The organism is Pseudoalteromonas sp. Bsw20308 (genome assembly GCF_000310105.2).
Classification (GTDB): domain Bacteria; phylum Pseudomonadota; class Gammaproteobacteria; order Enterobacterales; family Alteromonadaceae; genus Pseudoalteromonas; species Pseudoalteromonas fuliginea.
The window spans coordinates 302,526-327,674 of record NZ_CP013138.1; the positions used below are offsets into that span (position 1 = coordinate 302,526).

General features: G+C 40.0%; 18 protein-coding genes. 11 read left to right on the top strand and 7 right to left on the bottom strand.

Annotated features, from left to right (window positions below; genetic code table 11):
• The first annotated feature begins 8 nt into the window (after positions 1 to 8).
• On the top strand, positions 9 to 1,244 hold the full coding sequence (locus D172_RS01280; RefSeq protein WP_007376233.1) for a cysteine desulfurase-like protein: 1,236 nt from the start codon (positions 9 to 11) through the stop codon (positions 1,242 to 1,244).
• Between the two features lie 20 nt (positions 1,245 to 1,264).
• Here the strand turns inward: D172_RS01280 and D172_RS01285 are convergent, their stop codons facing one another.
• Positions 1,265 to 1,969: a 2OG-Fe(II) oxygenase gene (locus D172_RS01285; protein WP_007376234.1), complete on the bottom strand. Its 705-nt coding sequence runs from the start codon at positions 1,967 to 1,969 to the stop codon at positions 1,265 to 1,267.
• Positions 1,970 to 2,002: 33 nt separating this feature from the next.
• On the opposite strand from D172_RS01285, the gene D172_RS01290 reads away from it, so the two are divergent.
• Positions 2,003 to 2,401, top strand: a complete 399-nt coding sequence (locus D172_RS01290) for an acyl-CoA thioesterase (RefSeq protein ID WP_007376235.1) — start codon at positions 2,003 to 2,005, stop codon at positions 2,399 to 2,401.
• A 143-nt stretch (positions 2,402 to 2,544) separates the two neighbouring features.
• A complete protein-coding gene (locus D172_RS01295; protein WP_007376236.1) occupies positions 2,545 to 3,060 on the top strand; it encodes an RNA polymerase sigma factor in 516 nt (171 codons plus the stop codon).
• A 78-nt stretch (positions 3,061 to 3,138) separates the two neighbouring features.
• Here the strand turns inward: D172_RS01295 and D172_RS01300 are convergent, their stop codons facing one another.
• The 3 genes from D172_RS01300 to D172_RS01310 all read right to left on the bottom strand — a co-directional run bounded on the left by D172_RS01300 (position 3,139) and on the right by D172_RS01310 (position 7,966).
• Positions 3,139 to 4,023 (bottom strand): metallophosphoesterase, encoded by an 885-nt coding sequence (locus D172_RS01300; protein ID WP_007376237.1) that lies wholly within the window; start codon positions 4,021 to 4,023, stop codon positions 3,139 to 3,141.
• Positions 4,024 to 4,118: 95 nt separating this feature from the next.
• Positions 4,119 to 5,210 carry a hypothetical protein gene (locus D172_RS01305; RefSeq protein WP_007376238.1) on the bottom strand — a complete coding sequence of 364 codons (1,092 nt, stop codon included), beginning with the start codon at positions 5,208 to 5,210 and terminating at the stop codon, positions 4,119 to 4,121.
• Positions 5,211 to 5,269: 59 nt separating this feature from the next.
• Positions 5,270 to 7,966, bottom strand: coding sequence for a TonB-dependent receptor (locus D172_RS01310; protein WP_007376239.1), 2,697 nt, complete (start codon positions 7,964 to 7,966; stop codon positions 5,270 to 5,272).
• A gap of 432 nt (positions 7,967 to 8,398) precedes the next feature.
• Here D172_RS01310 and D172_RS01315 point away from each other — a divergent pair, with 432 nt between their 5' ends.
• The 6 genes from D172_RS01315 to D172_RS01340 all read left to right on the top strand — a co-directional run bounded on the left by D172_RS01315 (position 8,399) and on the right by D172_RS01340 (position 18,752).
• Positions 8,399 to 9,370, top strand: coding sequence for an aldose epimerase family protein (locus tag D172_RS01315; protein ID WP_007376240.1), 972 nt, complete (start codon positions 8,399 to 8,401; stop codon positions 9,368 to 9,370).
• 190 nt (positions 9,371 to 9,560) lie between these two features.
• A complete protein-coding gene (locus tag D172_RS01320; protein ID WP_007376241.1) occupies positions 9,561 to 12,308 on the top strand; it encodes a TonB-dependent receptor in 2,748 nt (915 codons plus the stop codon).
• Between the two features lie 173 nt (positions 12,309 to 12,481).
• A complete protein-coding gene (locus tag D172_RS01325; RefSeq protein WP_007376242.1) occupies positions 12,482 to 14,008 on the top strand; it encodes a tryptophan halogenase family protein in 1,527 nt (508 codons plus the stop codon).
• 12 nt (positions 14,009 to 14,020) lie between these two features.
• Positions 14,021 to 14,782, top strand: coding sequence for a SapC family protein (locus D172_RS01330; RefSeq protein WP_007376243.1), 762 nt, complete (start codon positions 14,021 to 14,023; stop codon positions 14,780 to 14,782).
• 36 nt (positions 14,783 to 14,818) lie between these two features.
• Positions 14,819 to 16,297, top strand: a complete 1,479-nt coding sequence (locus D172_RS01335) for an SLC5 family protein (protein WP_007376244.1) — start codon at positions 14,819 to 14,821, stop codon at positions 16,295 to 16,297.
• 322 nt (positions 16,298 to 16,619) lie between these two features.
• Positions 16,620 to 18,752: an alpha-galactosidase gene (locus D172_RS01340; RefSeq protein WP_007376245.1), complete on the top strand. Its 2,133-nt coding sequence runs from the start codon at positions 16,620 to 16,622 to the stop codon at positions 18,750 to 18,752.
• 69 nt (positions 18,753 to 18,821) lie between these two features.
• Here the strand turns inward: D172_RS01340 and D172_RS01345 are convergent, their stop codons facing one another.
• Complete coding sequence (locus D172_RS01345; RefSeq protein WP_007376246.1) at positions 18,822 to 19,523, bottom strand: FadR/GntR family transcriptional regulator; 702 nt, start codon at positions 19,521 to 19,523, stop codon at positions 18,822 to 18,824.
• 197 nt (positions 19,524 to 19,720) lie between these two features.
• Here D172_RS01345 and D172_RS01350 point away from each other — a divergent pair, with 197 nt between their 5' ends.
• Both D172_RS01350 and D172_RS01355 read left to right on the top strand, forming a co-directional pair.
• Positions 19,721 to 20,479: an SDR family NAD(P)-dependent oxidoreductase gene (locus D172_RS01350; protein WP_007376247.1), complete on the top strand. Its 759-nt coding sequence runs from the start codon at positions 19,721 to 19,723 to the stop codon at positions 20,477 to 20,479.
• A 3-nt stretch (positions 20,480 to 20,482) separates the two neighbouring features.
• The gene (locus D172_RS01355; RefSeq protein WP_007376248.1) at positions 20,483 to 21,424 is read left to right on the top strand and encodes a 2-dehydro-3-deoxygalactonokinase; all 942 of its coding nucleotides are present in this window, start codon (positions 20,483 to 20,485) and stop codon (positions 21,422 to 21,424) included.
• A gap of 246 nt (positions 21,425 to 21,670) precedes the next feature.
• On the opposite strand, the gene glpD is transcribed toward D172_RS01355, so the two are convergent.
• Positions 21,671 to 23,176 (bottom strand): glycerol-3-phosphate dehydrogenase, encoded by a 1,506-nt coding sequence (gene glpD / locus D172_RS01360; protein WP_007376250.1) that lies wholly within the window; start codon positions 23,174 to 23,176, stop codon positions 21,671 to 21,673.
• A 211-nt stretch (positions 23,177 to 23,387) separates the two neighbouring features.
• Positions 23,388 to 24,887, bottom strand: coding sequence for a glycerol kinase GlpK (gene glpK / locus D172_RS01365; RefSeq protein WP_033014813.1), 1,500 nt, complete (start codon positions 24,885 to 24,887; stop codon positions 23,388 to 23,390).
• Positions 24,888 to 25,149 lie beyond the last annotated feature (262 nt).

Here is a 25,149-nt window from a genome sequence, read left to right on the forward strand (position 1 = left end):
GAATAAGCATGAACATAACGCAATTACGTGAGCAGTTTCCAGCATTAATGCAAGACGTTGATGGTAAATCGCCAATATTTTTAGACGGACCAGGCGGCTCGCAGGTACCAACATCGGTGCTTACTGCGATGACTGCTTATTTAGGTCATTATAATTCGAACTTAGGTGGCGCGTTTTTTTCAAGTGATAAAACGGTTGAGTTGATGGCGAATGCGCGCCAAGCCGCCGCTGACTTACTTAATGCACCTAGCTCACAACAAATTGTGTTTGGTCCAAACATGACCAGCCTCACATTTAGCTTTAGCCGTGCAATTTCGCGTGATTGGCAGGCTGGCGATGAAATAATTGTAACTAACGCTGATCACTTCTCGAATGTATCGTCATGGCAACAAGCCGCAGAAGATAAAGGTGTTGTTGTAAATACTGCGCTTATTAACGAAGCTGATTGCAGCTTAGATATGGCGCAGTTTGAAAGCTTATTAAACAGTAATACTAAGCTTGTTGCGGTAACGTATGCGTCAAATACCACAGGTTCAATTAATAATATTAAACGCATTGTAGAGCGTGCTCACAGCGTAGGCGCACTTGTTTATGTTGATGCAGTACATTACGCACCGCATGAACTTGTTGATGTACAAGCACTTGATTGCGACTTTTTAGCTTGCTCGGCGTATAAGTTTTTTGGTCCGCATTTGGGTATGGTTTACGGTAAAAAAGAGCATTTAGATGGGTTTACACCGTACAAAGTTGAGCCAGCTAAAGACATAGCACCAGGTCGCTGGGAAACCGGCACACAAAGCTTTGAAGCAATGGCTGGTTTTATCGCGGCTGTTGATTACATTGCGGCGATTAGTGAGCTTGATGATAGCCATTCACGCCGCAAAAAGTTAAGCATAGCTTTTGCTAAAACTAAACAGCACGAAATGGCGCTTAGCGAACACTTTTTAACGCGCTTAGTTAATTATCCACGCATTAATTTGTTTGGTATTGATGATTTTGATCGCCTTAATGAGCGTACACCTACCTTTGCTTTAATTTTTGAAGGGCTTGAGCCACGCGCCGTTTCAGAATTTTTAGGCAAACAGCATATTTGTGTGTGGGACGGTAACTTTTACGCGCAAGGTTTGTGTAAGCAGTTAGGTGTACTCGACAAAGGCGGTGTAGTGCGTATTGGTTGTATGCACTACAACACCATTGAAGAGCTAGATCAGTTGTTTAATTTATTTGATGAACTGCTTGGTTAAATAATACTGATTTTGGTGCGCTAACTCTTAGGCGCACCATATATTTGTTCTGCTCGATTAAACAGTACCCACGATGTTAAAATATACTTATCGTTTGATACTGGCTTATTGCCTCTATGAGTATGTGTAAAGTAGCCAGGTGCTATTACCATAGTGCCTTTTTTAGGGGCTATTTTACGGTTTTGATAATAAAACTCTGTTTCACCACCTTCTTCTACATCGTTTAAGTAAAACATAAATAGCAACACGCGATGCAAAGCTTCATTGTGCTGTAGCTGCGGATAAACTTCACTGTGCCAGTAAGGGTAGCCACCTTTGTTTACTTCGTATTTTTGCGCTTGAATATTGCCAAGTCTAAAAATCTGCTGCACTAAAACGGGGAGTTGCGGCTTTCCTACTTCTTCAAAATTAGCATGAGTTAAATCAACTACCTCCCCCGTTTTTGGATGATATACCTTTAAACCAAACGCCCCAATCATCATAAAAACATGCTCTTCAATATACTTAAAAACATGCTGTGCAGTCGTTTGTTGTATATGTTTTAATTGTTGTGCATATTCGGGGTGATTGTTTAGGTGTAGATCGTGGCTGTCTTTTTTCTTTAGATCGACACCGCCCGATGTCACCCCTTGTTTTACATGCGGGCTTTGCGCGAATGTGGTAATAAATTCATCGCAAAAATCATTGCCTAGCGCGTTATCGTATACGCGAATAAAGTCCGTCATGAGTAACCTTTATATAATTATTATTGGATTTTTATGTTTATTGAAAAAGTGATGCCGCGCTTTAGTGAAACTGATGCGCTCGGACACATTAACAATACCGTACTCCCGGTATGGTTTGAAGTTGCACGTGCACCTATTTTTAAGTTTTTTACACCTGACTTAAACCCACATGATTGGAAGTTGATAATTGCCAAAGTTGAAGTGTCGTTTGTAGGCGAATTATTTTATGGCCACGAAGTAACAGTAAAAACCTTTGTAGAGCATATAGGCACTAGCTCTTTTACGCTTAGGCAAGAAGCATGGCAACATGATAAATGCTGCGCAATAGGTAAAGCCATTATGGTGAGATACGATTTTATCGCAAAATCAAAGCAGGCCCTTAGTATTGACGAAAAAACAGCGCTTAATCAACACATCACTGCTGAGTCGTAACTTAGCTAATAAATGACCTTTTAGTGATAAACGCTTGGTTTGTCATATTCTTAGCATAATTTAATGCTAGATTAATCCTCTTAAATACAACAGCTAACACAGTTGTTTTTACTTTTGAATTAAGAGGTTTTTAAAGTCATTTTATGATTATCGAATCATTTTTTGAAAAATTATATACCGAGCACAACAGTGAGCTAAACCGTAGAGTCCGTGATTTTTTTGGGGCAAGCCTTAGCGACCATGAAGATTTAGTGCAGGAGGCATTTAGTAATATGTTATCACATCAGCATATTGATAAAATAGAGTTTCCGAAAGCTTATCTGCTTCGTTCAGCTATTAACATTGGTTTAAATTATCGTTCCCGTCTTAAAAACACTCAACATTTTTTAGACGATACCCGCGATAATATTGATGAACCATTATGTACGCAAGGTAGCCCTGAGGATCTATGTAGCATGAATTTGCGAATTGAATATATTTCATATGCGATGAATACGCTTACAGATAAGCAGCGAGACCTTATAGTACGTAGTCGAATTCATGGTGAAACATATCAACAAATTAAAGTGGCAACAGGGTTTAGCCTAGGTGATATAAGCCGCCAAATGCAAAGTGCTATTGAGCAATTGCATAGCTATATAAGTGCCAGAAATGCGTAACTAAGTTTCATAGTCACGCTAATCTTCACCTTGTACGCGTTATTATATAGCGCGATAGGTTATCTTAGTTTTTTGCAGCTATTTAATGGGAAGAACCATTGAAGGCTGCCTCCCTTGACCATTGATTTTAAGTTGGGTTGGCGAAAATTCAAGAGTGCTAAATGCAGTTGTGTCGGTATCAAGCATGGCATGAAAAGTCACAAAGTGAATACCGTCTTTTTTTGCATAATTACCTACATGGTTATGACCATTAAACCATGCTTTTACGGCTGGATACTGGCTAATAAGGGTTAGCACTTCTTGCGCGTTCCATAGGTTATGATTGTTCTCAGGAAAAATAGGAAAGTGACTCAGTAGCACAACAGGTTGCTCTTTTACTTGCGCTACTTTTAGCTTTTCTTCTAACCACTTAAGCTGTTTAATACCAATTGCGCCATTCCACTCTTCGTGCCCTTTATATTGAGAGTTAAACAAGGTCATATTTTGTTGATGTTTTTTACTATTTTTAGGCCATGCGTAAGTGCTCACATCGTTGCCATCTAAGGCGATAAAGAGCCAGTTGTTTATTTCAAAACTGTAGTAGCGCGATGGCATGTTTAAAGTGTTAGTTATGCGCATTTTAAATTTATCATCTACCGAAAATTCATGGTTTCCTAATACATGATAAATAGGAGTATTAAGCGACGATGATATTGTATTTAATGGGGTAAAGCTTTTAAATTCACGGTCGATAAAGTCGCCTAAATGTAATACACCCGATAAAGGGTGTTGATTAAATTGCTCTACCGCAGTGCTGAATTTTTGAGGGCAAGATGTATAGTGTCGAGTACCCTTATTGGCTTGTTCTGCATATTGGCAATCGGCAATAACACCTAAAGTGAATGAGTCATTGGCGGCAATTGATGGGCAACAAATCAAAAGCAGTAAAAAATTAATGAGAAATGAAGTTATGTATTTTTGCATAAAATATTCTTTTTTATTTAAGTGAGAGTGTTGATCTCTTAGAGCTGAAACTCAGCTCTAAAAGATTAATCTAAAATAGTGATCTGTTTTTTAGTTTATTGACTAGAGCGACATTCACGTAGTGCGGACTTCCAGTTAAAAAAGGATGAATAGGCATATTGCGCGCCTAAATAGGCAATTAATTGCCCATTATTGTTTATCCTAAATCCGCTGGCACCATCGGCACCGGGATCTGTTGGGCCAATGGCACGGCTTAGTGTAGTTTTCACTGCCGGAGCTGACGTAGATACGCTAAAGGCAGTATTGTTATTGAAGCTTACCGAGTAAGCATTAACATGATTGTCGCCAATATTAGCGCCACAAATAGTACCACCAGTATAAGAGTGGACAACAAACCAGTCATTGTTACTGTCTTGAACTAGCTGGGCATTTTGACCAACACTATTACATTGCGTATTTTTTGCTGTGTTGTAGCTATTTACTCGCTCAAAAGCGTCTATATTTATAGTGCCTTTTTGTGGAGTGTTGTATTGAAACAAGCGCTCAGAATCAGCTTTATAAGCGACTCCTTTTGCTTCTCCCATATGATGGAGTATTAACCAAGTAGTATTATCGACTTGAGCAAGCCATACATCGGTAATCTTGTTTAACTCTGTTTGTATTAATTCAGCGCTTTGACCTAAATCTTTTGTTGAATTAAATTTTCTTACCCGTACTTTAATTTCGTTTTCAGAGGCTATAAATAAATAGCCTTCATCTTTATCGTTTGGAGCTGGAAGCCACGCTATACCAGATGGGTGCTGCTCCGAGATACGTATTTTATCTCGTAGAGGTAGTGTGGTATTGCTACTGATTTCATCGTTGTTGTTGAACACATTACTGCTTGCACTAAATGTTAATATTTGACCTAAATCACCACTACTTGTTTCTGAGTGTGCAATAAAAGCAGTATGCGAGCCGTCTTTCCATTTGTGTGATAGCTCAAATGCTTGATGGTGATCACTAACTTCAAACACATGATCATTTTCTGTATCGGCTTTAAAATCTTGGCAACTATTACCCAAAGAATTGACCACTTGTGAAATTGGTTTATTTAGCTTTGGTTGCGTATAAAAATCATTTGCTACACAGTATTTTGCAGTTATTAAGCTGCATATTAATGATGTTGCTATAATTTTTTTATTCATTGTTATACCTTTTTCTGTGGAATTACTGGCTGCAAAAGCAGCCAGTTTAGAGGTGAGAGCTAAAATTTATACGACATGCCTAACGCAAAATTACGACCGCTTTGCGAGTAAGATTGGGTTCTGTGATCGAGAAATTGACGAATTACTTCATCTGTTAAATTTGTTGCTTCAAAGGTTACTTTTACTTGCTCGGTAATATTCATAAACGATTTGAAATCAACAAAGGTTGTTTCATCGTATCCGGCAACAATATTTTGCTCTGAGCCTTCGCCGGTAATGTATTCATCACGATAAGAGCTAGATACACGCATGCCCCAGCGCGGCGTTTCATAATAAAGGGTAAAGTTGTGAGACAGTTCAGATAAGCCAGGAGGGGTAACGCTGATGCGTTCACCTTCGTTAAACAAAATGGTCTCGCCATCAGCAATGGTTACATTGCCCAGCATACCTAAGTAATTAAAAGGTTCGGGTAAAAAATCAAAGTCCATTTGAAACGCAACTTCTAAACCAGTGACATCTGTAGAATCACCATTTATCGGTTGTGAAACGGTAAACTCAGATTGCGCATTTACGCGAGGGTCAAAGTCTAAAAACTCTAGAGGGTAACCCGTTTGCTCATAAGGTAGAGTCACTGATTGCTGGACAATAAATGACTCCATATCTTTATGAAACACTGCAATAGCTAAGCTTGACGAATCACCATAAAACTCAAATGATGTTTCGAATGAATCAGCAACAAAGCGCTCTAAGTTAGGGTTACCAGCACTAATAAATTGATCTGCAACACCCACTTGTCCTGCGGCTTTTAATTGATTTAAATTTGGTCGAGAAATATTGCGATTTGCACCAAAGCGTACTAACCAATTATCAGAAATATCAGCAACAACATTTAAGCTTGGTAGTAAATCGGAATAGGTTTTACTAAATTCAATTTGTTCAAAACCTGATCCAGTATTAACTTCCCCGCTCGATGTTTGTTCAGTTTCGTACCAACGTAAGCCTAAATTACCTCTAATTGGGAAGTTACTTATTTCGGTGTTCCATAAATATTGTGCATAAACCCCAATAGTATCTTCTTCAATTTGATATACAGTACCAGGGCGATTATGAGAGGCATCTAACTCGCGAGAAATTAAACCTGTCGCAACAACACGCTCAAAAGTTGCTTGGTTATTTGCAATAACATAGTCATGTAAAATTGGAATATTAGTTAGTTGAAAAACAGCTTCAGGTGAATTTGGGTCATTTTCCCAATCAACACGGTCTCTGCGTTCAAAACCATCTGATTGATAGTTTTTAGACTGAAGACCAAACTTAAATGAATGCACATCATTAAGTTCGTAATTAAAATCAACTTGATAAGTGTTGTATTCATTGCTTATTTCATCTTCGCGGACATCAGTTCGCATTAATGCCCACTGGTCGATGTCGGTAATATCGAAGTCGTAAGTATTTTGACCATATTTAGCATTGCGCCAATCAACAGAAAACGCATGATCGACAGATTCACTAAAAACTTTATCGTTTATAGGCTGCTCAAAAGTAGATTTTGATAAACCAAACATGGTTGTCATGTATAGTTTATCGGTTAGTTCAAAATTACCACTGAGTGATATTTGGTGAAAATCAGTTTCGCCAAAACTTACTTTTGACTCGGTACGTAAATCAAGACCTTCAAATGAGGCATATACTAAATCGTCACCTTCAATGGCTGCATCAACGAGTAATTGATTTGCCGTCACATCGCCAGTAAATGCGTTTGTGCCCGCTGTTGATAATTGATTTTCAATGCGATCGTTAGATAGCTTTCCGTATAAAATATCTAAATCGAAAGACATTGAATCAGAAGGTTGCCATTGGAATGCAGCGGTAATACCGGTACGTTTTCGTGTATTAGCCCAAGATGCAATGTTATTAGCGCGAGATACAAACACTCGGTCATTGCCCGTGGCGTTAACTAAGCGGTTTTTGATATCGCCATCAACTGAATCTGCAACATTATCATCACCAAAGCTCGCTTGTTTCCAAGACCACACATGATAGCCTTCTTCAATTGTATCTACTTCAGAATAAGCAACCGATACGAGCGCACCAAAATTCCCCCAAGTATTTGATAACAAACCAGCAAAGCGAGGGTCTGAATGCTCTGTTCTATCATTATAAATACCTTTTACACTTACAGCACCTTGTAGCCCTTCTTCAGAATTATCAAAAGGTTTTGCAGTATGTAAATCAACAGTACCGGCAATCCCCCCTTCATCTAATGACGCATCATACGATTTATAAACATCTACGCGATTAAATAGTTCTGAGGCAAAAATACTGAAATCAAAATCTCGAGAGCGGGATGCACCGCCACGTTGGTCAATACCTGAATCGCTTGTAAAAAGTGCTTCCATGCCATTTAAGCGCGTGCGTGTAAAATTAGGACCCAAGCCACGTAGCGATATTTGACGACCTTCACCTGAGTCACGCGAAATAGACACCCCCGGTACACGCTGTAGTGACTCTGCTAAGTTGGCATCAGGGAATTCGCCAATGTCTTCAGCGAGTATGCTATCTTGCGAGCCAATTGCATTTTTTTTGAGTTCTTTACTACGGGCTAGGTTAGAACGGTAGCCTGTTACCGTGATCGCTTCCATTTCTTGCTGAACTTTATCACTTTGAGCTGCATGTATAGGGCTGCTTGCTAAAATGAATGTGCCAGATACAGCGCCAACTAACATACTCAGTTTATTAAGTCTAAATGGGATCATAATTCCTTTCTTCTCTCAGTTAATGTTTATAAATACTAAAAACGAAGTGCACACGCAGCGATTAAGCTGGATTAAATGGTGCAGACATTAACTAAACAAACTAGGACTGAAAATTTTCCAAATAAAAGAGTGGTTTAATAAAACTTTAACATTTTTAGATTGGTTGGATTTTATTAAGGCTATAATTACGTTAGCCTTTTTGTTTTTTTTGATGTGTTAGTTAATTAAATGTAGTTTTTAGGAGGTTAAAAATAATAAGTGTTTAATTTACTCGCCTAGTGTAAATAAATAATGGCAGCTGTAAATTTTTATCGAGAAATTTTAACGTATTTAGATTGAGTTACAGGCTTCAGTTATATACTATTTATAATATATATTGTTGCGCCGTCATAACAGAAAACGTTAATTCGGTAATTTGATTGGAGAATACATGTGGTAGCTATTGCCAATAACCAGCTTTTACAAGTTATTCAGCTCAGTGATGGTAAGGATTTAACCGCTGAAATTTTGCCATTTGGTGCAATAATTAAAAGCATAAAGTTTAAAAAGCAAGAAATGACACTTTGCGTCGATGACCCTCAATACTATCTTGAAAACCCATTTTACCTTGGCGCTACAGTAGGTAGATACGCTAACCGTATTGCAAAGGGGCGTTTCAGCTTATCTGGTACGCAGTATCAATTAGAAACGAACAACGGCCCTAATAGCTTACATGGCGGTGTTAAAGGCTTTAATAAAGTACTTTGGCAAGTAACCAAACAAACTGAAAGTGAAGTTGAGCTTTATTATTGCTCGCCCGATGGTGAGCAAGGCTTCCCCGGTGAGTTACGGGTTTGGCAAACGATTAGTGCTAAAAATGGCGAGCTTGCATTACGCTTTAAAGCTACGACTAACAAAGAAACACTCGTTAATTTTACTAACCATTGTTATTTTAACCTTGATGGCAGCGAATCAATTAATGATCATTCTGTTCAAGTAAATACCAGTCACTACCTTCCCATCGATAAAACCAGCATCCCGCTTAATGAAGCGGCATTAGTGACAGGTACTTGTTTTGATTTTACCAAACCAAGTCAAGTTGGGGAGGCATTAAGCGCCATTCATCCTCAGCTAGAAGCTGGAAATGGCTTTGACCACTGCTATATTTTTAATGATGACAGCAGTTTAAAGACGATGGCTACATTAATCTCGCCACACACGAAGGTTAATTTAACGCTCAAAAGCACTCAGCCAGGTATGCAGTTATACACCGCTAACTTCGTCGGTGCGCCGTTTAAAGCACGACAAGCTTTGTGTTTTGAAGCGCAAAATTGGCCTGACGCGCCAAACCGTGAAAATTATCCAAAAGCTAATTTATTACCTGATGAAGTTTATGAGCAGGTTATTATTTACGCATTTTCGTAATTAACTCAATATGTCGATGTTAATTTAAAGAAAATAAAAAGAAAAAATACGGTAATAAATAACGCCCTACAATCAAGGAAAAGGTTGCACTTCAGCTTGATTTAAAGTATTTATAATATAAATAGTATTTGAAACTATTTGCACTACCACAACGACACAACGACTACACACAATCAGGAGTTTTTAAAAAATGATAATTAACAATAAGTTATCGTTCAACAAGAAAACCGCGATCAGTATTGCTATCACTGGCATATTGGCAAGCGGAAACGTTGCAGCTCAAGGCGCTGAAGGCGATACGCCTACAGTAGTAAATGAGGATGTTGAAGTTATCGCAGTAACGGGTATCCGCAGCAGCTTACGTTCATCAATGTTAGATAAAAAAGCATCTAATGTTGTTACAGACGGGATTAAAGCAGAAGATCTTGGTAAATTTCCTGATTTAAACGTCGCAGAATCTCTACAACGTATTACAGGTGTAGCAATTGACCGCAGTGGTGGTGAAGGACAAGCGGTAACTATTCGTGGTTTTGGTCCACAATTTAATACTGTACTTGTTAATGGTCGTCAAATTGCGACAGACAGTGCAGGTCGTGAATTTAATTTTGATGTATTAGCCGCAGATCAAATCACCGGTGCTGATATTTATAAAAGTAATACAGCAACGCTTCAAGAAGGCGGCATTGGTGGTACGGTTAACGTAACTACAGCACGTCCTTTTGATTTTGGTGGTTTACATATTTTAGGTTCAGTTAAAGGTATGTACGAAAGCCTTTCTGAAGAAGTATCCCCATCAACATCATTTTTAATAAGTAATACGTTTAACGATGACAAGCTAGGTGTGCTTTTTGCCATCACTAATCAGCAACGTAAACTTCAAAATAACCAAATTTTAACGGCAGGTTGGCGCGGCGGCCAAACAATCTCTAATCCAACTGATGGTGTATTGTTTGAAAATGCCTATATTCCACGTAACTGGGACCAAGTTGTTGATGAGCAAGACCGTGAGCGTACAAATGCAAGTTTAGTACTGCAATATGCGCCATCTGACGATGTTACGATTACGGTTGATGGCATGATTTCAAAATTTGAAGTTGATTCAACAGTACGCGATTTAGCATCTTGGTTTGAACCAGACCGCGTAGGTAGCGCAACGATTGATCCAGAAACAGGCACGCTTTTAACTTTCTCTCAAGAAGTGGGTTTAGGTGCGCCAAGTGGCGACCCTGCAAGTGATTTTGTATCACACACGCGTAACTCACGTGATGTAACTAACAAAGCATTTGGTATTAATGTTGACTGGCAAGTAAACGAGTCACTAAAAGCAAAGTTTGATGTATCTCGCTCAACAGCTGAAAACGACCGTGCAGGTACTGACCGTTTTAATGTTGTAGGTATTATTAATAGCTATAGCTTTGATGGTACAGGCAGTGTTCCTACTGTTCAGCATGACGGGTTTGAAAATGGTTCACTCCCAGATCCTAGCCTTGCGCGCCTTCACTACAATGAAGTCGGTCTTCAGTTTACAGATGAAGATGAAATCACAGAAGTAAAAGCCGATTTTGAATACGTGCCAGATAAAGGCCCTGTAGATCGAATCAACTTTGGTGCTTATCGCCAAGAGCGTGAAAAATCAAGTTTTCAAGTTTATGGTACTCAATGTCAATTTTGTGGTTATGGGACGCAAGCACCACTTGATGCAATTGATTTTGAAGCCTATCAAGCAAGTAACTACTTCCCAGGTTTGATCGATACATTTTACACCTACGACGGTGATAAAATGCTTGATTATTTAGCCGATCAAGGTTTCCCAGTAGAGCCAACATTACAAAATAACCGCTACACAATCAACGAAGACATCACCAGCCTATACATGGACTTTACGCTTGGTTTTGACCTTGCGGATATGCCTGTAACCGTTAACTTAGGTGCACGTTATTCTGAAACTGATATTGAAGTAGCTGCAATACAGAGCTTTATTAGTGATGTAATCCCAACGACGGATGCAACTTTGTTTGCTAACGTATTTGGTCCGGCTACAAGCATTGAACAAGGGACTAGCTACTCAAACTTACTACCATCTTTAAATGTTAAGTTAGAACTGCAAGACAATATGATTTTACGTTTTGCTACGTACGACAGTATTACTCGTCCAACGATGTCGCAGTTATCACCAGCGACTACGTTTAACGAGCCTCGTCGTCAAAACTTAACGGCAAATGGTGGCAACCCTGCTCTTAAGCCATTCCAATCAGAAAACTGGGATATTTCTTACGAGTGGTACTACAACGATGCTAACTTATTTAGCTTTGCAGTATTTAGTAAAGAAGTTGACGACTTCATTGTCACGCTAACAGGTGCAGAAACATTTGAAATGTCTGACCGTTCGGGTCCTGATTTTGCGTGTACTACATGTACAGACCAAGCTGATGATGAACTCAATGGTAGCTCAGAGGTATACACAGTAACTCGCCCTCAAAATGGTGAGTCAGCTAAAGTAACGGGCTATGAAGTTGGTGTGACGCACATATTTGATAATGGCTTTGGTATTATAGCCAATGCCACAGTCGTAGATAGTGACATTAGCGTAGGCGCAGACACCACACAAACATTTGCACTTGAAGGTTTAGGCGATTCGCAAAACTTAATATTGTTTTATGAGCAAGATAACTGGCAAGCACGTGTTGCATTTAACAACCGTGAAGGCTTTTTACGCTTAGTTGATAATGGCTTTAACGGTGAACCAGTGAACGTAGAAACTTACGGTCAGTGGGATATTAGTGCAAGCTACGATATTAACGAAAACTTCACTATTTTTGCTGAAGGCATCAATATCACTGAGGAAGAGTTAGTACAAACAGGTCGTTTTGCTAACCAAATCTATTCAGTAGAAGATAATGGCTCACGTTACGCGTTTGGTATTCGTGGATCGTTTTAATTGATAGCAGAGGCAGCGACTGCCTCTTAGTTTTCATTGCAGTGCATTATAAGTCCTGTTACTAATAAAGTTAGTAGCTATTTTGCACAAAATGAGACTAATTTAAACAAATGCCCGAAAGGGCATTTGTTGTCTAACCGGTTATCAATAAAGTACTCAAAGAGTAGTCCGTTATGAATAAAACAATAAAAACAATCGCCGTAATTGGTGGCGGCACAGCAGGATGGCTGAGCGCTGCAATTATAGCTTCGTATCACCAAGGTAAAAATGGTGACGGCTTAAAAGTGATGTTGGTTGAATCATCAGATATTCCAACAATTGGTGTAGGTGAAGGTACCTGGCCCACTATGAAAAACACTCTTCAGCAAATAGGTTTGCGTGAATTTGATGTATTTAAAGCCTGTAACGCTACCTTTAAGCAAGGTGGTAAATTTGTAAATTGGACGCACGGCAACAACGATTTTTACTACCATCCATTTACTGTACCGCTAGGCTACGGCCGCATAGATTTAGCCCCTTATTTAGATAATGTTGAAGACTTTGCACAGCAAACTAATTTTCAACATGATATTTGCCAAGCAAGCTTAGCTCCAAGAGGTATAGCGCAAGGTGAATATCAAGGTAATTGTAATTACGCTTATCACTTAGATGCCGGCGCTTTTGCACAAATGCTTAAACAGCATTGTAAAAGTAAGCTTGGTGTAGAGCATATTATTGGTACTGTTGAACAGGTAAAACTTGATGACGATGGTGCAATAAATGAGCTTACTCTAAAAGATCAAACCCGCACTATAAGCGCCGATTTATTTATAGACTGTACTGGTTTTTCATCATTGTTATTAGGCCAAGCGCTCAACGTACCGTTTAAAAAAATGGACCACGTGCTATTTAACGACAGCGCTCTGGCTATGCAAGTCCCTTACGATGAAAACGATCAGCTTCTTGCCAGCCATACCATAGCAACAGCGCAAAATGCTGGATGGATTTGGGATATAGGTTTAACGCATCGCCGAGGTGTAGGGCATGTTTATTCAAGCAAATTTTTATCAGACGATGAAGCAGAGCAAAACCTAAGAAACTATTTAGGCGATGCAGCAAACGGTTTAACTGCCCGTAAGATTAGCTTTGAGTCGGGCTACCGTGAAAAGTTTTGGCATAAAAACTGTGTTGCCATTGGTATGTCGGCAGGGTTTGTGGAGCCGCTTGAAGCAACCGCTATTATGCTTGTTGAAATTTCAGCACGCTTTGTAGCAGAGCATATGCCAGCAGACACACAAGTAATGCCTATTGTAGCTAAACGCTTTAACGAGCAAATGGATTACCGCTGGCAGCGTATTATCGACTTTTTAAAGCTACATTACATGCTAACCAAGCGCCCAGAACCTTACTGGCAAGCACATGTACAGCCCGATACTATTCCACAAACCCTGCAAGAAGACTTACTTCTTTGGGGAAGCCGTGGCCCGCTTATTCAAGATTTTCATGGCGCATTAGAGTTATTCCCTGCCGCCAGTTATCAGTATGTTTTGTACGGTATGGGCTTTAAGCCAGACTTTACTAAACAGGCATATTTGTATTCACACCATGTGCAAGCCAAACAAATAATTGAACGTAACAGCCAGCTTACACAGCAGATGTTACAAACTTTGCCGCCACATCGTGCTTTTATAGAGCAGTGGCTAGCAGCTAACCCAGTTTAAGGACGTGTAACTATGGCTATTAGTGAACTCGTAAACACTAAACACCAAACATTAAAAATTAACCCCAATGCAGCAGTTGAATACGCAAAAACGCAGCATTTAGTTAATTTAAGAGCAAATGAAATAGCAAAAGTAGCCTGCGACTTACCTATTTTTTTAGCCCGTAACGCACAAAATGGCAGCTACACAATATCAGCGTTAACAAGTTTTAACGCCGGGCAAAGTTTATTGGTGAATAACAACCAATGGCAGGCACTTTACACACCAGTATGTATGCAAACTCACCCTCTTCATTTAATGACCCGTGAAGCAAACAGTAGCGATTACTTTATTGCGATTGATGAGCAAAGCTCAGCTGTAAACTCGCAGCATGGTGAGGCATTATTTGATGCTAAAGGTAACCCAAGCTTATTTTTAAATTCGCAACAAAAGCTACTTGAGAGCGATTTAAAAAATGACTATCAAACGTATCAATTTACCCAGGAAGTAGTGCGCTTAGGGCTCATTAAAAATATTGATATTGCTTTACAGTTTGAACAAGGCGAAACCCAAACCATTCAAGGTTTGAGCACCGTTGATGAAGACAAACTGCAAACATTAGATAGCAATACCATTGCAGAACTACAAAAGAAGGGTTACTTAAGTGTGCTTAACAGCATGCTTATTTCACTGTTTCAGCTTAACGCCTTAGTGAAACTTCATAATCAGCATTCAGACCTCAAACCTTTAAAGCAAATTAAATTAGAACTAAGTAGAGATTCACACGCGCTATAGCGTGTCTATTTTCACACACATATAAGAGACACACACATGTCAGATAATATTTTACAGCTGGTGGTTTTTGTTTTTGTCACCGCTTTAATTGGTGGCCTTACTTATTGGAAATGCCGAGGCCAAAATCGTAATAACGGACAAAGCCAAACTAAAGAGTACTTTTTAGCCGGCGGTGGCCTTACTTGGATGTTTGTTGCAGGTTCAATCACACTTACTAATTTAAGTACTGACCAGCTTGTTGGCATGAACGGTAACCAAATGGCTTTACTGGTTTGGTGGGAGCTTGCAGCAATTATAGGTTTGATTATTTTAGCCAAAGTGTTCATTCCTGTTTATTACAAATACAACTGTACAACGACCACAGAGCTTTTAGAAAAGCGCTATAACAACAAACATATTCGCGCTGTTATTGGGGGATTATTCTTTTTAGGTAATGCACTTATTTATATGCCAGCGGTTATTTATTCTGGCGCGCTGTTTATGCAAACCATGTTTAAGGTTGATATTCCACTAATGTATATTGCCACCGCGTTTGCCATTATTGGTGCTGTTTATGCATTTTTTGGTGGTTTGCGGGCAGTTGCTGTATCGGATACCTACAATGGCATACTTGTACTGGGCATGGCTGTTTTAGTAGTCTTTTTAGCGCTTAATGCGATTGACTATGACTTTTCGGGTATTCCAGAGGAGCGTTTAACACTCATCGGCGATGCTGATTCACCTATTCCGTGGCCAACACTTTTAACCGGTATGATCTTTATTCAAATGTATTACTGGGGTACTAACCAAACAATTACGCAACGAGCAATGGCAGCGCCTAATGTTAAAGAAGCGCAAAAAGGTATATTTGCAGCAGCAGGTATTCGCTTTTTAATCGTCCCTGCAATTGTGGTATTACCGGGTATTATTTCGTTTAAACTTTATGGCGATATTGGCGACGCTGCTTACGGTCGAATTGTTGGTGATGTAATGCCTGCATGGTTAACTGGTGTATTTGCAGCGGCAATGGCGGCGGCAGTGCTGTCTACTTACAACAGTTTATTAAATTCAGCCACAGCACTATATGTATGTGACATTCACGAAGCGTACTTTAATAAAGAGCCAAGTGTAGTAAAGCTAAGTGGTTACGTAACATTATTACTAACGAGTTTAACGCTGGTACTTGTACCAATTTATCAGCAAGCCGACAGTATTATTAACTTACTACAGCAATTAAACGGCTTATTAAGTATGCCTATATTCTCTATTTTTGTTGTGGGCTTATTATTTAAAAATGTTGATGCCCGTGCGGGTATTGCAGCGGTAATTTTAGGCGTGGTTATGTACGGTATGCTTACGTTTGCAAACTCACCACTACATACCGACATTCATTACATTCACTTAATGCCAATTACACTCATTGTATGTGTGACTTTTGCATTAGTAGTAAATAAAGTGGTATTTGGCTTAAACGCACAGTGGGCAGGTAAAACCCCTGATCTTGATGGCGCAACGCAGACGCTAATACAAAAATAAACTACAGATAAATTAAGCTATTAAAATCGGTCACAGGTAATTCTTGGCCGATTTTTTTATCCAGCAAAAAGAGAGTAATTGGATTTTTGAGTTAAGGTTAGTTTAATGTCTTTTATTGCAGTGGTACTTCCAGTGGGTTTATCTAACTATTTGTAGTGCAAAGGCTATCAAAAGCTAATTTATATGATATATACTATTATTATTGAGGGCCACTGTCTGACCGGTCGTATCTCAAGCAACGGTAAATGAGTTCACACACAAAATAACTGACTCACATACTCACATTATTTAACTCGTAATAGATTAAAAGGATAGGAGAATTATGGCCGATATTAAACCATTTTTTCGATTAGATAGCGCTAATAGCACGGTTATTTTCGACTGCCAAAGTAAAACACCGGCGTTATTGTACTTTGGTAAGCGCCTATCTGAGCAAACAACCGAGGCAATGCTAACTCAACTTGCTACCCGTCAAGAAGTTAAATGTGCCGTGGTTGAAGAAGCGCCTATTTCTCTATCTCCGTTATTAGGTGAGGGCTTTACTGGTGCGCCAGGGCTTGAGCTAGTAAATGATTCAATTGCATGGTCAGTAGGGCCAGAGCTTCAAGAAGTGCGTCAGCCTTCAAGTGCGACCGTTGAGTTTGTAAGTGTAGATAAGCTTCGTGGTATTGAAGTCGTGCACAGTATTACGCTTGACAACAACAGTGACGTACTAAGTGCACATACTGTATTAACTAATTTAGGTGACTCACCACTGGGCGTTAATTTTTGCGCCGCGCCAACATTTCAATTGCCAGATAGCGTAAGCAAAATAGTGAGCTTTGAAGGTCGTTGGTCAAACGAATTCCAGCGTCAATCGGTTGATTTAGTCTTAGGTAGTTTTGTTCGCGAAAACCGTAAAGGCAAAACATCACACGATGTATTTCCTGGTTTATTAGTGCATAACGAAAATGCAGGCGAGCAACACGGGGAATGTTACGGCTTTCATTTAGGTTGGAGCGGCAACAATAAACTACGCGCAGAACTTTTAGCTGAAGGTCGTCGTTATGTACAAATGGGTGAGCTATTACTTCCTGGTGAGCTTACGCTTGCTAAAGGTCAAACGTATCAAAGCCCGAGCATTTATGGCTCGTTTTCAAGTGAAGGTTTTAGCGCGCTTTCTCGTAATTTCCATCGTTTTGTTAAAGCTAATTTACTTAGCCAAGCACAACGCGAAAAAACGCGCCCTGTGCATTACAACACATGGGAAGGTATTTACTTTGATCACGACGTAGACACGCTTAAGCAACTAGCCGACAAAGTAGCGCCGTTAGGTATTGAGCGTTTTGTACTTGATGATGGTTGGTTTAAAGGCCGCCGTGGCGACAATGCTGGCTTAGGTGATTGGACAGTAGATTACAAAATTTACCCAGATGGCTTATCGCCAGTTATAGATCATGTTAATAGCTTAGGTATGGAGTTTGGTATTTGGTTTGAACCAGAAATGGTCAACCCTGATAGTGATTTATACCGTGCGCATCCTGATTGGGTTTTAGGCTCTCAAAACAACGAACAGTTAAGCTTTAGAAATCAGCTCGTACTTGATTTAACGCGCTCTGAGGTGGTTGAGTACCTATACAAAGCCATTGACGATATTTTAGTTGAATACCCAACCATTAAGTACATTAAATGGGATATGAACCGCGATATTAACCATGCGGGTAACTTTGATGGTAAGCCGGCCGTGCATCAACAAACATTGGCGCTTTATCGTTTAATTGATCGTATTAAAGCGGCGCACCCAGGGCTTGAAATAGAAAGCTGTTCGTCAGGTGGTGCACGTGTAGATTACGGCGTACTTGCACACACAGATCGTGTATGGACGTCAGATTCAAACGATGCGCTAGATCGCCTTGAAATACAGCGTGGATGTTCGTTCTTTTTCCCATCGTCGGTAATGGGCGCTCACGTAGGCCCACGTAATTGTCATATCACAGGGCGTAATGTGAGCATTGAAATGCGTGCTGCGGTATCAATGTTTGGCCACATGGGCATTGAAATGGACCCACGTGAACTGACCGATCACGAATACAATACACTCAAAGCGGCAATAGTACTTCACAAAAAGCATCGGGAGTTTATTCATAGCGCCGATTTATACCGCCTTGATAGCGACGATTTATCAATTAACTTTGGTTTAATCGATGAGCAAAAAACAAAAGCGTTATTTGCCTATAATAGCGTTCGCGAAACACCGCGTACAGCGCCTAATAAATTACGCTTTGTTGGCCTAGATACCGATGCACAATATACACTTAATTTAGTGTGGCCGGTAAAATTTGCAGAGTATCGCCCATCTTCTATTGCTGTGGTAAATGGTCAAACATTTACAGGTGAAGCGTTAATGCAGTTTGGCTTACAAATGCCAATTTCATTCCCGCAAACATCGCTTATTTTTGAACTTACAAAAGCGTAATTTTAAATATGGGCAGCAAAAAGGGAGCTAATTAGCTCCCTTTTTTAATCTGTCAAAAGTAACTTTTTACTACACCAGCTTTGATTCGATAAGCTCAAGCGCTTCTTCTAAAATAGTTTCTACTGCTTTTTTAGCCAGCTCTGGGTTACGTGATTTTATGGTATTTAAAATGTCTGCATGCTTTGCTACATCAGCACCGGGTACACCTTTAATATGGTTAGTGTAGCGAATACTTACACGTAATGCGGTGCTAATAAACTCAGTCAATTGTACAAAAAATCGGTTGTTGCTGGCCACTAATATACTGGTATGAAAGGCAATATCAGCTTCGAGAGGATCATCTAATCCTTCATCGGCATCGGCCATACGCGCTAATGCATTATCTATTTCAACGAGTTGTTCAGCAGTTGCATTCACCGCTGCAAGCGCTGCAGCTTGAGGCTCAAGTGCTACACGGACTTGGGTAAATTCTTTTAATAAAGAAAGTGACGGTTTGCTGCTTAAAATCCAACGCAGTACGTCGGTATCAAACATGTTCCAGCTACTTTCAGGTAATACACGGATACCCTGCTTAGGACGCGACGAAATTAATCCTTTAGCAGAGAGCATTTTTACCGCTTCGCGAGTGGCACTACGGCTCACATCGTATTTTATACATAAGTCAGCTTCCGACGGCAGACCTTCACTTACAGGGTACACGCCACGCACAATAGCAAAACCCAAATCATGGGTTAGTTGGTGTGTTAAGTTTTGACGAGGTTGGCTTTTCATTGTGCGAGTTTCCGAGTTCATATTGCTAGATTATATATCATATATCATATTAATGTACGTAAGGATATGGTATAAACTTTTTATTAGTTAAGTATTTTAACACAGTAATAACAATTTGGTTTGGCCCTTTATGTTGTAAGTATCAGTTTATAAAGGGTTTAAATAAGATTTTATATGTGCTGTATGGAGAGTTGAATTTGAACACCCTCGCTCAATATCATAGTCTTTCTGGTAAAGTTATTTTTATTACTGGTGGTGCATCAGGCATCGGTAGAGCAATGGTCGAATCATTTACTAAGCAAAATGCCAAAGTTGCTTTTATCGATATAGACGACGATGCTGCGCAGGCGCTCATTAACAATCTCCCACAAGCTAACTTATGGTACAGGCAAGTTGATGTAACTGATTCCCATGCTCTGCAGCAATCATTAGTTGATGCGTGTGCTGCCCTTGGTAGCGTCAATGTACTGGTCAATAACGTAGCAAACGATCGCCGTCAACCTAGCGAAGACGTTACAGTGCAAGACTGGGATCAGTGTCTGCAAATTAATTTAAATCCAGCCTTTTTTGCTTCCCAAGTCGCTATGTCATTTATGCAGCGAGAAGGGGCGGGCAGTATTATAAACTTTAGTTCTATCAATGCCATAATGGGCCAACCGCAAATGGCCGGTTACGTTACCGCTAAAGCAGGTCTTATAGGCATGACTAAGGCACTTGCTCGTGATTATGGCGAGTTTGGTATTCGCGTAAATGCTATTTTACCTGGGTGGGTGGCTACCGACCGTCAATTAGCAAGCTGGTTTACAGAGGCCGAGCAAGTAAAATGGATGGAAGCTATGGCGCTTAAAAAGCTAGTTTCACCTGAGGATGTTGCTAATTTAGCGATGTTTTTAGCGGCAGATGAAAGCAGTATGATTACCGGGCAGGGCATTAAAATTGACGGTGGGAGACTTTAAAGTTTGACTACTTCATCTCTTTTTATAGCCGTTGATTGGGGTACCAGTCATTTACGTGCTTATTTGTGCCGCGTTAACGCAAAACAACCGCTTACATTACTTGAACAACGTGATGGGCCTGGTGTTGTAAAAGTTAATCAAGACTTTGAGCAAACGCTTCTTAGTGCTATCGAGCCTTGGAGTCAGCAGTATGGCTGCGTACCTGTATATATAGCAGGGCAAATCACATCAAGCATAGGTTGGTACGAAACGCCCTATTTAGAGTGCCCTATAAACCCTGAGAGTTTGCTCGATGCTGCTATTAGCTTTAATTGTGCAGGGCATACTATTAAAGCGTTGCCGGGTACTAAATGTACCCTACAAAATTCTTTATTTGATGTAATGCGCGGTGAAGAGCTGCAAATTTTAGGGTTTTTAAAACAAAATCCAGAGTATCAACAGGGTAAAATATTACTGTGTTTACCAGGTACACATACTAAGTGGGTACTTATAAACCATGGTGAAATAATCTGCTTTAAAACCGCAATGACTGGCGAGTTATACGATTTACTGTGCCACCAAAGTGTATTGATACCCAGTGACTGTGAAGAGGGCGACTTTGATTGGAAAGCATTTGATCAAGGGTGCAAACTCACGCTTGGCAGTGATAGTGGTAATTTAGCGCATGGTATTTTTAGTGTGCGTACTCGTCAGCTTTCAAAGGAGTTAACACCTGTACAAGCTAAAGCGTATTTATCGGGTGTGTTAATTGGCAGTGACGTACGAGCAGCACGCCATGCCAGTGAGTGGCAATTGCAAAGTAATACACAAGTTGTGGTAGTGGGAACCAAACAGCTTAATAAATGTTTTTCTACGGCACTTAACCAAATAGGCGTTAAATGTGTTGAGTTTGACATTAAAATGGCTACGTTGAGCGGTTTTAATTTTTTATATCAATCAGCTTAATTAAGTGAGCGATTTTGAAGTAAGAAAATCGGGTCGATAACAAGGTGAGAATTTCGTTATTTAGTTGTTCTATATCAGAAATTATTAACATAGTTAGCGCCAGGTTTAAGCCCTCAAATTGACCAAGTGTTATTGCGGATTGGTATTATATAACCGAGAAAATTAAACCCCTTCATAATGATTAAATTATAAAGGGGTTTCGTAGAAAGCTTTTAGGGCTATTGCAGCCAATTTCTTTAGCGGTTATTAAGCAATTTTGGCCGCTTTGCTTTGTTCAATATAATTATTAAGGGTGGTAGTTTGGGTTTCACTAAAGCGCAGTCCTAACTTTGTGCGGCGCCATAATATGTTATATGCGTTTTGTGCCCACTCTTCATTTAATAAAAAATCGACCTCTGCTGCAAATAAGTTATGCCCAAAATCTTGACCTAAATCGCTTAGTTGTTTTGCATCACCCAAAATATTTATAGTGCGCGTACCATAGGTGCGTACAAAGCGATTTAGCATTATTTGTGGTAACCAATTATAGGTTGTTTGTAATTGCGCTTTAAGTGCTTCTACAGAGCTAAAATCGCCACCTGGTAACGCACTATGTTTAGTCCAAGCTTCACTCATTTGCGGGTAAAAGTCTTCAAGCTTGTTAACCGCAGCTTCGGCAAGTTTACGGTAAGTTGTAATTTTTCCGCCAAACACACTCAGTAGAGGTGTTTGTTTAGCATCACTCGAAAGCTCTAGTTTATAATCGCGAGTAACGGCTTGTGCATTAACTGATTCATCATCAAGTAATGGACGTACACCTGAAAAAGTATGCACAATATCTTGGCGTTTAATCGGAGTTTTAAAGTAGCTATTAGTAATCTCGATAAGGTAATCGATTTCTTCTTCACTAATTTTAACGTCTTGTGCCTCACCTTTGTGCTCAACATCAGTCGTGCCAATAAGTGAGTAATCATCTTCAAACGGAATAACAAACACAATACGCTGATCTTTGTTTTGTAAAATATAAGCTTGCGGTTCGTTATGAATGCGTGGCACGACAATGTGGCTGCCTTTTACAAGGCGAATATTTTGTGGTGATTTTTCTTCGAGTGCTTCATCAAAAAGCTTAGCAACCCAAGGGCCCGCTGCATTTACAATGCCTTTAGCAGCAATACTGTAATGCGATTTTGTACTTTGTTGCTCAAGCGTTACTTGCCATTTATCTTGCTCACGATGCGCTTTGACACATTTAGTTTGTGTGGCAATTACTGCGCCTTTTTGCTGCGCTGCAAGGGCGTTTAAAATAACTAAGCGAGAGTCATCAACCCAGCCATCAGCGTATTCAAAACCTTTAGTAATTGAAGGTTCTAGTACGCTATGCTCGCCAAATTTAATGCTCTTCGATGCAGGTAACGTAACTCGTTTTGCTAGGTTGTCATACATAAATAAGCCAATGCGGATCATCCATGCAGGGCGTAAATGCTTTTGATGGGGTAATCTAAACGTAAGTGGCCACATAATGTGAGGGGCATTTTTAAGCAGCACTTCTCGCTCGGCTAAGGCTTCTTTTACTAATCTAAATTCGTAGTGCTCAAGGTAGCGCAGACCACCATGGATCAGCTTGGAGCTGTTTGAAGACGTTGCAGAAGCTAGATCTGACTGTTCGCACAAAAGTACTTTAAGTCCTCTACCAGCAGCATCTGCTGCTATGCCTGTGCCGTTTACGCCGCCACCGATGACTAGTAAGTCATATTCGTTATCTGCTAATTTCACCGAGCACCCTTTTATTTATAATATAAATAATACATATAGCATCATAAAGCTGCTGTTTTCATTTGACAATAGAAAACCCAGTTTTTTATTTGTTAATTTTGACGCGAATCCACTTTCAATTTGGAGCAGTAAAGTGTGCCTTTTAAATCGAGCATTTAGCTAAGTTAAAAAAGACAAAGTGACTAAAGTATTAGCCTTAGCCACTTAGTATTTACTGCGGGCAATTTTTATTTGTTAAGCACACTTGAGCTACACAGTGCTGCCATTTTGCATATAAATCATTACGCTCGTCGGCACTCATGGTGGGCTCAAAACGACGGTCACATGTCCACATTTTCGATAACTGCTCAGTTGATTCGTAAACGCCGGTTTGTAAGCCTGCTAAATAAGCGACCCCTAAAGAGGTGGTTTCGGTCACCGTTGGACGCTCTACTGTTGCACCTAAAATGTTTGATAGGAAGGTCATAACCCAATTGTTTTTTACCATGCCGCCATCTACACGAAGCACACTTGGCCGAAGGCCATCACGCTCCATCGCTTTTTGTAAATCTTTGGTTTGATAACCCACTGATTGCAAAGCAGCCGCAACAATAGTGCTAATTCCTGAGTCGCGTGTAAGACCTAAAATAGCGCCACGTGCATTTGGGTCCCAATAAGGTGCACCTAAACCCGTGAACGAAGGTACTAAAAATACACCATGATCGAGGGGGACATCTTTAACCATCGATTCACTTTCGCCAGCATGACTAAGTAGTTTTAAGCCTTCCACAATCCACTGCATAGTCGCGCCAGCCATAAAGATACTGCCTTCAATGGCGTAAGTTGGTTTGCCGTTTAGTCTATAGGCAACAGTAGTCAGTAAGCGGTTTTCTGAGGTAAGTGCTTTTTCGCCGGTGTTAAGCATTAAAAAGCAGCCAGTGCCATATGTACTTTTTGCCATGCCTTGCTCAAAACATGCATGACCAACAAGGGCTGCCTGTTGATCACCAGCAATACCGCATACACGAATTGGTGCACCAAAAATATCAGCGCTCGTTGAGCCAAATTCGTCAGCTGAGTCCATTACTTCTGGCAGCATAGATTCTGGAATATCGAATAACTCTAGAAGCTCTTGATCCCACTGCTGGGTATGAATATTAAATAACATAGTACGGGATGCATTCGTTGCATCAGTGCGATGTTCTTTACCACCTGTTAGTTGCCAAAGTAGGTAAGTGTCAACCGTACCAAAAGCCAGTTCGCCAGCGAGGGCTTGTTCGCGTGCGCCTTCAACATTATCTAAAATCCAACGAACTTTAGTGGCTGAAAAATAAGGGTCAAGTAGCAAGCCTGTTTTTTCGCTAATAGTTTGGCAAAGTTCATCGGTAGTAAGGCTTTCGCAATAGTCACTAGTGCGTCTATCTTGCCAAACAATCGCGTTATAAATCGTTTTGCCTGTTTTTTTGTTCCATACTAGGGTGGTTTCGCGTTGGTTAGTGATACCTATAGCGATAATTTCTTCAGGCTTTACATCTTGTTTAGCGAGTACTTCGCGACTAGTGCTAAGCACTGTTTGCCAAATATCGTTAGGATCGTGCTCAACCCAGCCGTTCTGTGGAAAATGCTGAGGAAATTCTTGCTGTGCTGTACCAAAAACGTCTGCATCTTTTGTAAACAAGATGGCACGAGAGCTTGTGGTTCCTTGATCAATTGAGAGTATGTATTTGGACATATTTATTAATATTATTTATCTTATATATAGCTAGATTGCCTTTAACGTTAGCTAATGGCAATGGTTTTTCTTAAAATATCTTACTAAAAAGTAAACTCGCCTGTTTTTATTGATAACTTTTAAAAAGCAGGGCGTTTTACTTTGAGTATATTTTAAGTGCGAGCGCGACTATTTAAGAGAAACAGTCGCTTTTAGTGAGTTATTTAACTTGAAATCTGACGGACTATTGCAAGTAAATTCAACGCAGTTAACGCTGAACATA

What these genes read in the sequence shown, in the direction of transcription:
- D172_RS01280 (WP_007376233.1), top strand. Translation starts at nt 9, where the DNA reads ATGAACATAACGCAATTACGTGAGCAGTTTCCAGCATTAATGCAAGAC.
- D172_RS01290 (WP_007376235.1), top strand. Translation starts at nt 2,003, where the DNA reads ATGTTTATTGAAAAAGTGATGCCGCGCTTTAGTGAAACTGATGCGCTC.
- D172_RS01320 (WP_007376241.1), top strand. Translation starts at nt 9,561, where the DNA reads ATGATAATTAACAATAAGTTATCGTTCAACAAGAAAACCGCGATCAGT.
- D172_RS01345 (WP_007376246.1), bottom strand. Translation starts at nt 19,523, where the DNA reads ATGAAAAGCCAACCTCGTCAAAACTTAACACACCAACTAACCCATGAT.
- D172_RS01305 (WP_007376238.1), bottom strand. Translation starts at nt 5,210, where the DNA reads ATGAATAAAAAAATTATAGCAACATCATTAATATGCAGCTTAATAACT.
- D172_RS01295 (WP_007376236.1), top strand. Translation starts at nt 2,545, where the DNA reads ATGATTATCGAATCATTTTTTGAAAAATTATATACCGAGCACAACAGT.
- D172_RS01330 (WP_007376243.1), top strand. Translation starts at nt 14,021, where the DNA reads ATGGCTATTAGTGAACTCGTAAACACTAAACACCAAACATTAAAAATT.
- D172_RS01335 (WP_007376244.1), top strand. Translation starts at nt 14,819, where the DNA reads ATGTCAGATAATATTTTACAGCTGGTGGTTTTTGTTTTTGTCACCGCT.
- D172_RS01325 (WP_007376242.1), top strand. Translation starts at nt 12,482, where the DNA reads ATGAATAAAACAATAAAAACAATCGCCGTAATTGGTGGCGGCACAGCA.
- glpK (WP_033014813.1), bottom strand. Translation starts at nt 24,887, where the DNA reads ATGTCCAAATACATACTCTCAATTGATCAAGGAACCACAAGCTCTCGT.
- D172_RS01310 (WP_007376239.1), bottom strand. Translation starts at nt 7,966, where the DNA reads ATGATCCCATTTAGACTTAATAAACTGAGTATGTTAGTTGGCGCTGTA.
- D172_RS01285 (WP_007376234.1), bottom strand. Translation starts at nt 1,969, where the DNA reads ATGACGGACTTTATTCGCGTATACGATAACGCGCTAGGCAATGATTTT.
- D172_RS01300 (WP_007376237.1), bottom strand. Translation starts at nt 4,023, where the DNA reads ATGCAAAAATACATAACTTCATTTCTCATTAATTTTTTACTGCTTTTG.
- D172_RS01340 (WP_007376245.1), top strand. Translation starts at nt 16,620, where the DNA reads ATGGCCGATATTAAACCATTTTTTCGATTAGATAGCGCTAATAGCACG.